Below are 13,993 nucleotides of genomic sequence, written 5' to 3'. Positions count from 1 at the left end.
AATCGATAGAGCGACGCAGTGAACCCACGACTACATTATTGCGCTGTCACAGTGACATATACGCTCGGCATAACAGTCCGGGTGACACCTTGCCGGCTGCGCGTTCCTGGCTCGGTAAGCTAATAGAAGGATTGAAAGAATATGAATGCACCCTCTGATGTTTCCGCAGCGTCGCGACTCCACGCAGCGTTGGCCGCGCTGCCGGCGCTGGCCCATGAAATAGGCGAGGACGCCGCGGCGCGCGAGGCGCGGCGTGAGTTGCCGTTCGATGGCTTTGCACTGTTTCGCAAGTCGGGTCTCGGCTTGCTGCGACTCCCGGTCGAATGGGGCGGACTGGGTGGATCGCTGGAAGATCTCTTTCATGTGATAGCCACGCTCGCGGCCGAAGAGTCGAACGTCGCCCATGCGCTGCGGATTCATTTCGATCTTACCGAGTCGCTCTTGTTGTCGCCGCGTTCAAAGTTCAACGACACGCAGATCCAGCGCTTGCTGGACGGCGCGATATTCGGTGGCGCATCGACTGAGCGCGGCACATCGCGGCCTGGTGAGATCGGCACGATATTACGACGCGATGGCGAGAACTATCGTGTCACGGGCAAGAAATACTACTCGACCGGAACGGCGTTTTCCGACTATGCCCGTATCAACGTGCAGGGTGAAGACGGCAACAATGTGGTTGCCATGGTTCCTGTCAATCGAGAGGGTATCCAGGTACTGGATGACTGGGACGGCATGGGCCAGCGCATGACGGCCAGCGGCAGCCTGGTTCTCGACAACGTACAAGTCTTTGCGGACGAAGTCGCACAGCGCTGCAACTCAACCCTCGCAGGGCGGCATGGCGGGGCGTTGCGGCAGTTGCACCTCGTCGCAGTTGCCGCGGGGATCGTCCGCAATATTCTCGCGGATGCTGAAAGCTACGTGCTCAAACATGGACGGCCGGTGCTTCACAGCCCGGCGGCATCGGCGCGCGAGGATCATTTCATCCAGCAAGTGGTGGGCGATCTCGCGGCACACAGTCATGCAATCGATGCGTTGGTCCAGCAGAATGCGCGCGTACTGGACCGCTCTGCCAACGCCATTCGCAATCAGGATGACAATGCCGAAGATCTGGTGCTCCAGGGCGCGCTGGCCACAGCCAAGACACAGTTAGTGGTGAGCAAGCTGGCGTTGCATGCGGGAGAACGTTTGTTCGAGGCAGGCGGCGCGTCGGCCACGTCGCGCGTGCACAATTTCGATCGCCACTGGCGCAACTTGCGCACGATCTTCAGCCACAACCCTTTGTTGCACAAGGCGCGAGTGATCGGCGGTTATCAATTGAATGGCGACACCACGCATCTGACCGAAGGGCGCGTGTTCTAAAGGTGTTATGAGGTGCGAGACATGCCGTTCGTTCGCACGCGAGGACATCCGGCAAGACCAGCGCACAGTGGTTCAAGTCGTCGATTCATTCACAACGATCCCGCTCGCATGGAGCGGGAATCGCTCGATTCGTCTCTCTTCTTCGAGGATTAACAAAATCGTGAGCCAAGACCTTTTACTGCTGCTGGAGCCGGGTTTCACCGATCCTAAATATCCTGGTGAGCGTTTCATCTGCCCGGATGGGGCGCCTATCGAAGGCCTGCTGGCCAGCGATCCGTCGAAGACCACACGCCTTGATGTTCATCGACTGCCGTTTGCGCGCCCGCGCGAGGCAGTCGTCGCTGCGCTCGATGCGGACCACCAGAGCTTGCCCGTCCTGATTCTCGGAGACGAACATCCAGTGCCTGCCGACGTGCAGACGCTCGGCGACAAACACTTCGTGACCGACACGCGTCGCATCCTGGATCTGCTCGCCGAGCGCCACGGGTTTCCGAAGATCCACTGATGAGCCGGTAGGCAACCGGCAGCGTCGGCATACACCTGCAAACTCACGCGGACTGCTGCAAGCCGTTGCCAACCTGTTGCCTGTTGACCAGCTGCGCATAGACCGAGTTGTTCGCGAGCAGTTGCGCATGAGGTCCCGCTTCAATCACTGAGCCGTGGTCCAGCACGATGATGAGATCGGCCTCGCGTACCGTCGCGAGACGATGCGCGATGATCAACGTCGTGCGATTCGCCATGAGGGTCTTTAGCGCGGCGTGTACCTGCGCTTCGCTGATGGCGTCCAGATGTGACGTCGCTTCATCCAGTACCAATACCGGCGCATCCTTAAGAAAAGCGCGCGCGATGGCAACACGCTGACGCTGTCCTCCGGACAACTGAACGCCTCGTTCACCCACCCGGACAGCAAGGCCTTGCGGCAGCGTAGCCACGAAGTCGGCGAGCGACGCCTGCGCGAGCGCGAGTTGCAGTGCTTGCGCGCTGGCATCGGGCCGTGCGAGGCGGATGTTGGCCTCGAGCGTATCGTTGAACAGATACGTGTCCTGTGAAACGAGCGCAACGTGCGAGCGCAGCGAGTCGAGGCGCAAGCGCCGCAAGTCGACGCCATCCAGTTGGACCGAACCTGTATCGGGGTCCCAGAAACGCAGCAGCAAATTCGCAATGGTGCTCTTGCCGGCGCCTGACGCTCCCACAAGCGCCGCGGTGGAACCGGCACGCACGCTGAAAGACACGCCATTCAACACGGGTTGAGCGCGCTCGGCGTAGGCGAAGCGAGCGTCGTCGAAGCGGACTTCCGATCCTCCCGGCGATGGTTGCAAGTCGCTGTCTCCATCGAGCACGGGAATGGGTTCGTCATGCACGACTCTTAAGCGCCGAGCCGACGCGATCGTATCGGCCAGTTGCCTGCCCACCTGCGCGATCTCCGCCACCGGCATGAAGGCTGCCACAGCGAGCAGAATCAGCATGGGCAGCCATGCCGCCGAAAGCTGCCCGGCCGTGACGAGACATGCGCCCACTACGGCGACGGTCAATCCACCAAGACCGGTCGCGACGTCCAGCAGCGCGGTTTGTCGAGCCAGATCCGACAGCAGTGCGAGCCGGGTCGTGCTGTATTCGAGTGCCAGCGCCATGAACGCTTCCCGCCTGCGCCCGGTCGCCTGGAACGCGAGGAGATCGGATAAACCCTGGATGGTTTCCGTCATATGTGCACCGAGCAGACCCAGCGATTCACGAGCCTTGCTGCCCAGCACATCGATACGGTTGCGCCCGCGCACCGGCGAGAACATGGCGTAGGCCAGGAACGGCAGCAGCCCGAGCGCAAGCGGCCACGCGGCCGTGGCGAGGGTGGCGATCACCGCGGCCGGCACCAGCACCGCGACAATCGCGGGGGCCACCGTATGCGCGTAGAAATATTCGATGGTCTCCACATCTTGCGTAGCCAGCGTCACGAGGTCGCCGGAGCGACGGCGCATCAGGTAGCCCGGCGCTAGACGATCAAGTTGTCCGAACAAGCGAATTCGAAGATCCGCCAGCAACCGGTACGCCATGTCGTGCGCGAGCCACGATTCGAGCCAGTGAAGAATCGCAGCGAGCGGGGCGATGAGCAACAGATACGCCACGATCGCCTGATGCGGACTGCCGGCACGCAGCGCTGCGACCAGCCACGCACCCAGCACGCCAACGCCGATGAACGCTGTCACTCTCCCCACGCCCAACAGAATGGTCAGCACCAATCGCACTCGCCAGGGATGGATTGCAGAGACTAACGAAGCAAGGGTAGCCTTCCAGTCCAGGGTCCTGGCGTCCGCATCGAGCTCGCGCAGACCTTGCACGGTGTCTTCCTCTGTCTCAGCAAGCGGTGCAGTCTTTGCGCTAAGCACGCCTTCCTGGAGACTGGCCGCGGCGGTTTCGGATCGTAACGCAGAGACTGTGGCGGGCGTCGCTTGTGCTCCCATCAAGCGGTGATACAGCCCGCTCCTTTTCATCAGTTCATCATGCGTGCCACTCTCCGCGACAAGGCCATCGTCCAGCACCAGGATGCGATCGGCGCCGATCACGCTCGACAGACGGTGCGCGAGAATCAGCGTGGTGCGGCCTTGCATCAGACGATCCAGCGCCCGTTGAATCAGCGCCTCGTTTTCTGCATCGACGGCCGAAAGCGCTTCATCCAGTATCAGGATCGGGGCATCGCGCAGCAGTGCCCGGGCGATGGCAAGCCGTTGGCGCTGGCCGCCCGATAGCTGCACACCGCGCTCGCCGATAGAGGTCTGATACCCGTCAGGCAGGCTCGAGATGAAGTCGTGGGCATAAGCTGCCCGTGCAGCCGCTTGCAGTTCATCGACTGTGGCGTCCGGGCGTCCGAGCCGAAGGTTCTCCTCAACGGTGCCCGCGAACAGCATGGTGTCCTGCGCGACCACCGCGATCTTCGCGCGTAATGAATCGGGGTCCAGCGTACGCACGTCCTGACCGGCAATGCGGATACTGCCGCTTTGCGGATCGTACTGGCGCAGCAACAGGCGAACGATCGACGACTTGCCAGCGCCGCTCGGTCCCACGATGCCAATGCGCTCGCCCGCCGCCACGGAGAACGTCAGCCCACGGTGCGCGAGCCCCCGTCCGCCGGCATACGCAAAGCTTACGTTGTCGAAGTCCAGTGACGCCTGCGTGCCGCGCAACGGCTCGGTGCCGGCTTCCGGCATGGGCGGGTTGGCCTCGAGCAGCGAGCGAATGCCTGCCGTCGCGGCCTGCCCGAGCATGCCCTGGTGCAAGACACTCCGCAGGTCCCGCAGCGGCCGGAAGATCTCCGTACCCGCCATCAGGACGATCAGGAGCGTGGTCAGGCCCATCTCCCCGTGGGTCACGCGCCACGCGCCAAGGACGAGCGCAAGAGCTGCGCCCACGGCCGCTCCAAGATCGACGATGCCGCGTGTAAGAAGGCCTGCTGCGAGCACCCAGAAGGTGTTGTCGGAGACCGCGCGTGCCTGCGTGGCGAGGCGTTCGCCCCACACGCGGCTTTGCCCGAATGCCTTGAGGGTCGGCAGGCCCTGGACTGCATCGAGAAAGGTTTCGCCGAACTCCTTGAACGCCTGGGCGCGCGCAAGGCTCGTGCGGCGTTCATGCATGTGCACGGCGATCGGTCCGAACAACGCCACGAGCGCCGCAACCAGCAGCACCGAAGCCACGGGCAGGTCCCAGAATGCGATGATCCCGAAGATGGCAAACGGCGCACAGAGCGCCACGGCCAGTTGCGGCAGATACTGCCCGAAGAAGGTCTGCAACTGCTCGACGCCGTCGATGACCGACAGCATCACGCCTCCCGTACGTTGTTCCGCGAACCAGGCCGGCCCGAGCGTCACGATGCGGTCGTACAGCTGGCCACGCAGGGTTTCCTGGGCTCGTGCTGCGGTGCGGCAGGCGATGCCCGCGCGCCAGTGATCCAGCAACGCGCGCAGCACGATCGCAGCCGCCACGGCGACCGAGGGCGCCACCCACGATTGCCATGGACTGCCTCGCAAGACCAGTGCGAGCAACTGGCCGAGAAACACAAAGCGCGCGATGCCGGCCAGCAGGGCGAGCAAGCCGACAACGATGCTGAGCACCATGTGCCCGCGTAACCCTTTAGTCAGTTGCCAAAGGCGAAGATCGAAATACATGCGGGTAGCTCCTCAAGGTATTGGATCATCGTGGCATGGACACAGGTTGCACGCGAGCGATGCTTTCTCAACCAGGGTTGAGATAAACTTTACCCATCATGCCGAGACTATCTCCCCACATTCCGCCGTTATCTGCCCTGAAGGCGTTCGAAGCCGTGGCCCGGCTTGGCAGCCTGAGCCGCGCGGCGGAAGAGCTCAGCGTGACCAAGAGCGCCATCAGTCATCAATTGCGCACGCTCGAGTCGACCCTGGGTACAAGCTTGCTGCACCGAGGCGGCACGAATTCACGCGCGCAGCCCACGTCTGCCGGGCTGGAGTTGCTGCTGGCTATCGAAGCCAGCCTGATTCCGCTGGGCGAAGCCTGCGAGCGGTTGACCACGCGGCGGCGCAAGCGTCGCCGCACGTTGACGGTTTCCGCCAATGCGCCGTTTTCATCGCTCTGGCTTGCACCGCATGTGGTTGAATTCTCGACGCGACATCCGGAGATTGCGGTGAACCTGAGGGTGTATGACGACGAGCCCGACTGGCAGAATGACACCATCGATATAGCAATTCTGCGCGTGCCTATGCGTAGCTCGTCAAACTCGTCAATCGATGAGCTGGACTCACACCCGAGCGATCGGGCGCTGCTCCGCGAGACTGTGTTCCCCGTGTGCAGCCCGCTGTTGATGGACCCACGGACCGCTACGCCGCAGACATTGACCGAGCACCGGCTGTTGCAGGAGGAGCACCACGAATCGAGTCGTGAAATAGACTGGCAGACGTGGTTTGCGCTGCTCGGCGCAGGAGTACTTCAGGAGCAGAACCTGGTCCGGTTGAGCAGTTTTAACCCGATCATTGGCGCTGCCATTGCGGGCAAGGGCGTGGCGCTTGGCCGTTCGCCCCTGATCGATTTCGACCTGGCCCATGGCCGGCTGGTCCGCCTGTTCCCGGAGCATGAATTGCCGAGTTCGTGGCAGTTCATCATTCGCCTGCATCCCGAGCGCACATCCGATCCGACGCTGATCCAGTTCCAGACTTTCATGCTTGAGCGCTCGGCAATCTGACTTCGTCGGGTTTCCTGATAGAGCGCGTCCTGCTGTAATCCGCGACTCTGCTTAGATCGATATCAGAAAATCTTCGTTGGCTGGATTTATCCGCGTGTTTAGACTTCATTTCATCTTGTCATAACAAGTTGAAATGACTGCTCCCACTGCCACTTTGCTGCCGCTGTCAGCCGCCCCGCTCTATGCACGGCTGAAGGAAGTGCTGCGCGCCCGCATCCTTGACGGGACGTATCCGCCGCATGGGCAGATGCCGTCCGAGCACGAGCTCTGCGCCATGTTCGAGGTCAGCCGCATCACGGTTCGTCAGGCGCTTGGCGATCTGCAGAAAGAGGGCTTGCTGTTCAAGATTCATGGCAAGGGGACCTTCGTTTCCAAGCCGAAAGCCTTTCAGAACGTGACGTCGTTACAGGGTTTCGCAGAGGCGATGTCATCGATGGGATATGAAATCGTCAACCAGTTGCGCACGTTCAAGGTCGTCAAGGCCGACCGCCATGTGGCGAGCCGTCTGAACATTGCGGAGGGCTCGGGGGTCGTTGAAATCCATCGGGTGCGGCTGCTCAACCGGGCGCCCGTTTCGCTGGAAATCACCTACGTACCCGAGGCGCTCGAAAAGCGTCTGGCCAATGCCGACCTCGTGACTCGCGACATCTTTCTGATCCTCGAAAACGACTGCGGACTCGCGCTCGGTCACGCTGATGTATCGATCGACGCGATTCTCGCCGACGATGAAATTGGCGCCGCGCTGCAAGTGGAGGAGGGCAGTCCGGTGCTGCGGATAGAACGGCTTACCCACTGCGCTGACGGCACGCCTATCGACTATGAATACCTTTATTTTCGCGGCGATGCATTCCAGTACCGGATGCGTATCGACCGGGAAAAGAAACGCAGGAATGCGAGGAAAGCGCGATGAATACACATGTTCTCGAATACGACGTCGTGGTGGTGGGCGGCGGGACGGCCGGACCCATGGCCGCGGTGAAAGCGAAGGAACGCGATCCGTCGCTGAGGGTGCTGCTGCTGGAGAAAGCCAACGTCAAGCGCAGCGGCGCAATCTCCATGGGCATGGATGGGCTCAACAATGCCATCGTTCCCGGGCACGCGACGCCCGAGCAATACACGCGGGAGATCACTATCGCGAACGACGGCATTGTCGATCAGTCGGCGGTGTACGCCTATGCGCGGCATAGCTTCAAGACGATCGAGGAGCTGGATCGCTGGGGTGTGAAATTCGAGAAGGACAGCACCGGCGATTACGCTGTCAAGAAGGTGCATCACATGGGTTCCTATGTGTTGCCCATGCCGGAAGGGCACAGCATCAAGAAGGTGCTTTATCGCCAGCTTAAGCGTTCTCGTGTCGCCATCACGAATCGTATTGTCGCGACCCGGCTTCTAACCGATTCAACCGGACGCGTTTGCGGCGTACTCGGTTTTGATTGCCGCACTGCCGATTTTTATGTCGTGCGTGCGAAGGCCGTGATTCTGAGTTGCGGTGCCGCGGGTCGATTGGGGTTGCCCGCATCGGGCTACCTGATGGGCACGTACGAAAACCCGACCAACGCAGGCGATGGCTATGCAATGGCCTATCACGCCGGCGCCGCGCTTTCCAACCTTGAGTGTTTCCAGATCAATCCTTTGATCAAGGACTACAACGGTCCCGCGTGCGCGTATGTAACCGGACCGCTTGGCGGCTTCACCGCGAACGGCAAGGGTGAGCGCTTCATTGAATGCGATTACTGGAGCGGCCAGATGATGTGGGAGTTCTACCAGGAACTGCAAAGCGGCAATGGGCCCGTGTTCCTGAAGCTCGACCATCTGGCGGAGGAAACGATCAAGACGATCGAAGACATTCTCCATACCAACGAGCGTCCGAGCCGCGGGCGTTTCCATGCGGGACGAGGCACCGACTACCGGCAACAGATGGTCGAGATGCATATCTCGGAGATCGGTTTTTGCAGCGGCCATAGCGCGTCGGGTGTGTATGTCAACGAGCGTGCCGAAACCACGGTAGCGGGTTTATATGCAGCGGGCGATATGGCCGCGGTGCCGCACAACTACATGCTCGGCGCGTTCACTTACGGCTGGTTCGCCGGGTGGAACGCGGCAGGCGATGTCGCGGGCCGCGAGTTTTCACCGCTGGACGACGAACAGATTGCAGCGGAGCGGCAACGCATCTACGCGCCGCTCGAACGCGAAACCGGGCTTGCCCCGGCGCAGGTTGAATACAAACTGCGTCGCATGGTGAACGACTATTTGCAGCCGCCCAAGGTCACGCGAAAGATGGAGATCGGGCTGCAGCGGTTCGAGGAGATCAGCGCGGATATCGGCGAGATGAAAGCTGACAACCCGCACGAACTGATGCGCGCCGCAGAGGTTCGAGCGATCCGTGATTGTGCGGAAATGGCGGCACGTGCGTCGCTCTTCAGGACCGAGAGCCGCTGGGGGCTTTATCACCACCGCGTGGATTACCCGCAACGCAACGATAGCGAATGGTTCTGCCACACGCACCTCTTCAAGGACGAGTTCGGCAGGATGACGAGCGCGAAACGCGCGGTCGAACCCTACGTGCTTCCGCTCGACAACGACGAAAGCGATGCCTATCAAAAGTTGCGCATTGGCGAGCGTGTGTCCGCGCCTGTGGCCGTGCCGGAATCTGCCTGAACGGAGCCTCTATGTCCTATACGTCCCATGAAATTTTCCAGCGCAGCACGGCGCCTGTCACCGTCGACGAAGACAAATGCATCGCTGACAAGGGCTGTACCGTCTGTGTGGATGTGTGCCCGCTCGACCTGCTGGCGATCGACGTGTCCAAAGGCAAGGCCTACATGAAGTTCGACGAATGCTGGTACTGCATGCCTTGCGAACAGGACTGCCCGACCGGTGCGGTCAAGGTCGACATTCCTTATTTGCTGCGCTGACGCGGCGTTCAGATTCGCGGTGTAGTCACTATTTATTCAGGGTTGAGTAATGAACATTCGAAAACTGATTCGGGCTTCCACTGCGCTCACATTCTTCATGGCGTCATTGAGCGCTGCGCAGGCGGAAACGATCCGCGTGGCTATCGGCACGCAGGACACGACCATCAACTGCGCGACCGGCGGCCTCATGATCCGCGAGCTGCATCTGCTCGATAAATACCTTCCGCACGACGGTAAATACAAGGACGTCCAGTACGACATCCAGTGGAAGGACTTCACATCGGGTGCGCCGCTGACCAACGAAATGGTGGCGGGCAAACTCGATTTCGGCGCGATGGCCGACTTTCCCGGCACGCTCAACGCGGCCGCATTCAAGAAAGCGGGCAAGCAGAGCGAGTTCATCACGGTCCTGTCCGGGAGCACCGAGGGCAGCGGTAATGGCATTGTCGTCCCGACCGGGTCGCCGATTCATTCGCTCGCCGACCTGAAGGGCAAGACAATCTCGGTGCCGTTCGCATCGACTGCGCACAGCATGCTGCTGCGCGCGATCAAGGCGCAAGGCTGGGATCCGGAAACCGACGTCAACATCATCACGCAGGCGCCGGAAGTGGCGGGCAGTGCGCTCAAGGCGCATAAGATCGATGCGCATGCCGACTTCGTTCCGTTCGCTGACCTGTTCCCGTATCGCGGCTTCGCGACCAAGATCTATGACGGTTCACAAAGCCACGCGCCGACTTTTCATGGCGCGCTCGTGGATGCTGACTACGCGAAGAAGTACCCGGAGATTGTCGTCGCTTATTTGCGCGCGACCATCGAGGCGAATCGCCTGATGGCGCAGGACCCGGAAAAGTACAGCCTGCTGATCGAGAAAGTGACAGGCGTTGAAGCACCTGTCGACTACCTGTATCACGGGCCGCTCGGCTTGCAGACGCGCGACCTGACCTGGAAGCCGGAGTATCGCCAGGCAGTGGCGAGTGCGATCGACACACTCAAGCTGCTGAAGAAGACGGATGTCGAGCTCGATGCGAACAGCGTTATCGACGAGCATTTCATTCGCGAGGCGTTCAAGCAGTCCGGCCTCGACTATGACACCGCGCTGAAAAATTACGCGAAGCAGCCGCTGACGGCCAATGACGCGCAAACGGGCAAGCGGATCACTGCTTTCAACGATGTCGCCCAAGTGTGGGTCGAGGGTGAGGACACCGTTCGCAGCTACGCGCAACCGCAAGAAGCTTTCAGCGCGCAGGAAGCATTGACGAAACAGGGCAAGAAAGTGCGCGCGGTGTTTGTACAGGATCACACGAGCGGGCTGAAGCTATTGGCGGGCCAAGCCTGGTATGTCCGCTCTGGCAACGCGCAGGTTGCAGCCTTCCTTCTGCGCGCCAGTGCAGATGATTACGCAAAAAAAGTTAGCAGCCAAGTCTCGGACTATGCATCAGTTCGTGCTAATGCGGCTCAGGCCGTGGCCGCACGCTGACGCATAGCGGGTCAGGCGCCTTCTAAAGGAAATCGATAATGGCCACTTCGTTCGAAAGCACCGAAAGGCGCGACTTGCCGGCGCTTGACCGACAGCGTTCGTCGGGGGTGCCTAAGGTGCCGAACCGCACGCCTGTCAGCCGTTCGATCTGGCGTTGCGTATCCCTTGTCGCGTGCCTCGGTCTGTGGCAGATCGCAACGCAGTTCAAGGTATCGCTCGGCTTCGTGACAATGGCGAATGTGCCCGCACCGACAGATGTCGCGCAGGCGTTCTGGCATCTGCTGCATTCACCCAAGTTGCCGATGCACTTGTTCGCGAGCATCGTGCGGGTGCTGGTTGGATTCAGCGCGGCGGCTTTGGTCGGGATCGGTTTTGGCTTGGCCATCGGGCGGTATCGGGCGTTCGAAGATACGGTGCTGCCGTCGCTGGAAGTGCTGCGGCCCATTCCCGCCGTAGCATGGATTCCGCTGGCGATCCTGATGTTTCCATCGTCGGAGATGAGCATGATGTTCATCACGTTCATCGGCGCGCTGTTCCCTATTTTGCTCAATACCGTTCATGGCGTGGAAGGCGTCGATCCACGTCTGGTCGCCACCGCGCGAAGCCTCGGCACGCGACGTTTGTCTCTCTTCAGCGAAGTGATCCTGCCCGGCGCGGCGCCGGCCATCCTCACTGGTTTGTCGATCGGCATGGGCACCGCGTGGTTCTGCCTGATCACGGCGGAGATGATCGCGGGACAGTACGGGATCGGCTATTTCACGTGGGAGTCGTACACTTTGCAAAACTATGCGGATATCGTCGTTGGCATGCTGCTGATCGGCGCGCTCGGCATGGGCAGCAGCGTGCTGGTGAAAAGGCTCGGGCTGATGCTGATGCCGTGGTATCGGTTGAGTGAGGCGCGTCGATGAGCACCGTACTAAGCGAGGCGACCCTGGGCCGTGTGGACGTGCGTTCGTTGAGCGTTGACGTGGGTTTGTCGAGCGAACGGTTTACTGCGCTCGACCGCCTGGATTTCACCATCGCGCCGGGCGAATTCGTCTGTGTGCTTGGACCGTCCGGTTGCGGCAAGTCGACCTTGCTCGGTGCTATCGCGGGACATGTGGCTTCCACTCATGGCGAGATCGAGGTGGATGGCGAACGGGTCGAAGGCCCGCATCGGAACCGTGGTCTTGTGTTTCAGCAGCACACGTTGTTTCCGTGGAAGCGGGTGATCGACAACGTTGCGTTCGGGCTGAAGATGAGCGGGCTTGGTCTCGCGGAGCGGCATCGCGAGGCGCGTGCGCTGCTCGATCTGGTCGGCTTGCAGGGATTCGAAACGCGTTATCCGGTGCAACTGTCGGGCGGCATGCAGCAGCGGGTGGAAATTGCGCGTGCGCTGATCAACCGGCCGCACATCCTCCTGATGGACGAACCGTTTGGTGCGCTCGACGCGCAGACACGCCGGATGATGCAAAGCCTGCTGCTCGATGTGTGGGCGCGTATGCGCACCACGGTCATGTTCGTGACTCACGATATAGACGAGGCGTTGTTCCTGGCTGATCGCATTCTCGTGCTGTCGCGCCGGCCCGCGCGAATTGTCGCCGATATCGCGGTGCCGCTCGCCCGTCCACGCGATGACGAGAGCACGGTCGCGGCCGAGTTCATCGACATCAAGCGCCGGTGCCTTGCGCTGCTGCGCGAAGGGATGTGATATTGCTTTGCATCGTCATCCTGATTATTCAATGCTTCAAAAGAAAACCTGCCCATGACTGCTTTTTCCCCGCTGACTTTCGATCCGGACGCGCTTGATCCCGAAGCAGCGGTCCTGCTGCCACGCTTGTCCGATGCCGACCCTGTGGTTCGCCGCATCGCACTCCTTGAACTCGCGGATCTGGAGGACGAGAACCTGTTGCCGCCGATCGTCCACGCGCTGCGCCATGACGATTCGGCTGAGGTCCGCCGCGAGGCGGCGCGCGTGCTGGCTGCCTGGGAAGGGGCGGAGGTTGTCGACGCGTTGTGCCATACGCTTCTCGACAGCGATGAGGCGGTGCGCCTCGCTGCGGCTCAAAGTCTCTCGGAACTCAAGGAAGTGACCTCCGGGCACGTGCTGCTGAAATGGGTTTCCAATTCGGACCCGTTCGTGCAGGCCGCGATACTCCGTGCACTGCGCGAGTTGCGCCTGTCCGATGCCCTGGAGCCTGCTCTGCGAGCACTCTCGCATCCGCTTGCGTCGGTGCGTCTTGAGGCCGTCGGTGTTGCAGGGTGGCTCAAGGACGAGCGCGCGCTCGCGCCGCTCGCCCAGGTCGCCGCGGGTGACGCCGACCCTGACGTGCGTCGGGCCGCTGTGGGGTCGCTGGGACTGGGTTCGGAGCCGGCGGAAGCCATCGTCGATGCGTTGCTGAGTGCGTTGCGTGACGACGTGTGGCAAGTGCGTGAAGAGGCCGCTGCAACGCTGGGCAAGCTGCGGGCAGGCCAGGCTCGCGACGCGCTGATTGCCTCGCTCGACGATCCCTACTGGCAAGTGAGGTTGAAGTCCGCGCGAGCACTCGGCCGGTTGCGTGACCCGGGCGCGGGGGCGGCGCTTGGCAGACTGCTATCGCATTCCATCAGCAATCTGCGCAAGGAAGCGGCCCTTGCGCTCGGCGAACTCGGCGACCGTGGTTTGCTGCCCGTGCTACAAGCTGCGCAAGGCGATCCCGATCCGGAAGTACGCAAGGCTGTTCGCATCGCGCTGCAACAGATCGAAGGTCTTCCGGCATGAACGTACCCGAACGCATCGACCTCGATTCGCGCGCCCATACCTTGACGCTGCACTGGCCAGATGCGCGGGTTCAGTGTGTCAGTCACGCCGCATTGCGCCGTGCGTGCCCATGCGCGGCGTGCCGTCGTATCCGCATCGCCGGGAGTGTCGTGCAGGCAGCCGAAGACGTCACAGTCGTAGACATTCAATCAATGGCGTATGGCGTGCAATTCAGCTTCAGCGACGGTCACGCGCAGGGAATTTTCCCCTGGCCGTTTCTCGAAGCACTAGAGGTGGTTGTTGCATGACACACGCACTCGGAC

General features: G+C 61.3%; 12 protein-coding genes. 11 read left to right on the top strand and 1 reads right to left on the bottom strand.

The genetic code is table 11. From position 1 onward, the window contains the following. The first annotated feature begins 141 nt into the window (after positions 1 to 141). Both ACSOSP_RS19850 and ACSOSP_RS19845 read left to right on the top strand, forming a co-directional pair. Positions 142 to 1,359 carry an acyl-CoA dehydrogenase family protein gene (locus ACSOSP_RS19850; RefSeq protein ID WP_455312582.1) on the top strand — a complete coding sequence of 406 codons (1,218 nt, stop codon included), beginning with the start codon at positions 142 to 144 and terminating at the stop codon, positions 1,357 to 1,359. A gap of 160 nt (positions 1,360 to 1,519) precedes the next feature. Further along, a complete protein-coding gene (locus tag ACSOSP_RS19845) occupies positions 1,520 to 1,864 on the top strand; it encodes a DUF3088 domain-containing protein (RefSeq protein ID WP_455312581.1) in 345 nt (114 codons plus the stop codon). Between the two features lie 43 nt (positions 1,865 to 1,907). Here ACSOSP_RS19845 and ACSOSP_RS19840 read toward each other — a convergent pair whose 3' ends face one another. Continuing rightward, on the bottom strand, positions 1,908 to 5,513 hold the full coding sequence (locus ACSOSP_RS19840) for an ABC transporter ATP-binding protein (protein ID WP_455312580.1): 3,606 nt from the start codon (positions 5,511 to 5,513) through the stop codon (positions 1,908 to 1,910). Positions 5,514 to 5,611: 98 nt separating this feature from the next. Here ACSOSP_RS19840 and ACSOSP_RS19835 point away from each other — a divergent pair, with 98 nt between their 5' ends. From ACSOSP_RS19835 to ACSOSP_RS19795, 9 genes are all read left to right on the top strand, one after another. Continuing rightward, positions 5,612 to 6,559, top strand: a complete 948-nt coding sequence (locus tag ACSOSP_RS19835) for a LysR substrate-binding domain-containing protein (RefSeq protein ID WP_455312579.1) — start codon at positions 5,612 to 5,614, stop codon at positions 6,557 to 6,559. 133 nt (positions 6,560 to 6,692) lie between these two features. After that, the gene (locus ACSOSP_RS19830) at positions 6,693 to 7,469 is read left to right on the top strand and encodes a GntR family transcriptional regulator (protein WP_455312578.1); all 777 of its coding nucleotides are present in this window, start codon (positions 6,693 to 6,695) and stop codon (positions 7,467 to 7,469) included. After that, the gene (locus ACSOSP_RS19825) at positions 7,466 to 9,217 is read left to right on the top strand and encodes a fumarate reductase/succinate dehydrogenase flavoprotein subunit (RefSeq protein ID WP_455312577.1); all 1,752 of its coding nucleotides are present in this window, start codon (positions 7,466 to 7,468) and stop codon (positions 9,215 to 9,217) included. Before ACSOSP_RS19830 ends, ACSOSP_RS19825 begins: the two co-directional genes overlap by 4 nt. Positions 9,218 to 9,228: 11 nt before the next feature. Then, positions 9,229 to 9,474 (top strand): 4Fe-4S dicluster domain-containing protein, encoded by a 246-nt coding sequence (locus tag ACSOSP_RS19820; protein WP_455312576.1) that lies wholly within the window; start codon positions 9,229 to 9,231, stop codon positions 9,472 to 9,474. Positions 9,475 to 9,523: 49 nt separating this feature from the next. Beyond that, positions 9,524 to 10,951, top strand: coding sequence for an ABC transporter substrate-binding protein (locus tag ACSOSP_RS19815; protein WP_455312575.1), 1,428 nt, complete (start codon positions 9,524 to 9,526; stop codon positions 10,949 to 10,951). A gap of 38 nt (positions 10,952 to 10,989) precedes the next feature. Then, positions 10,990 to 11,859 carry an ABC transporter permease gene (locus ACSOSP_RS19810; RefSeq protein WP_455312573.1) on the top strand — a complete coding sequence of 290 codons (870 nt, stop codon included), beginning with the start codon at positions 10,990 to 10,992 and terminating at the stop codon, positions 11,857 to 11,859. Further along, positions 11,856 to 12,641: an ABC transporter ATP-binding protein gene (locus ACSOSP_RS19805; protein ID WP_455312572.1), complete on the top strand. Its 786-nt coding sequence runs from the start codon at positions 11,856 to 11,858 to the stop codon at positions 12,639 to 12,641. Before ACSOSP_RS19810 ends, ACSOSP_RS19805 begins: the two co-directional genes overlap by 4 nt. Before the next feature lie 54 nt (positions 12,642 to 12,695). Continuing rightward, positions 12,696 to 13,691: a HEAT repeat domain-containing protein gene (locus tag ACSOSP_RS19800; protein ID WP_455312571.1), complete on the top strand. Its 996-nt coding sequence runs from the start codon at positions 12,696 to 12,698 to the stop codon at positions 13,689 to 13,691. Then, positions 13,688 to 13,978, top strand: coding sequence for a gamma-butyrobetaine hydroxylase-like domain-containing protein (locus ACSOSP_RS19795; RefSeq protein ID WP_455312569.1), 291 nt, complete (start codon positions 13,688 to 13,690; stop codon positions 13,976 to 13,978). Before ACSOSP_RS19800 ends, ACSOSP_RS19795 begins: the two co-directional genes overlap by 4 nt. Positions 13,979 to 13,993 lie beyond the last annotated feature (15 nt).

It is taken from the genome of Caballeronia sp. KNU42 (assembly GCF_053760385.1).
The sequence above is the reverse complement of the archived record's forward strand: the minus strand, read 5'-3'. Positions and strand labels throughout refer to the sequence as shown.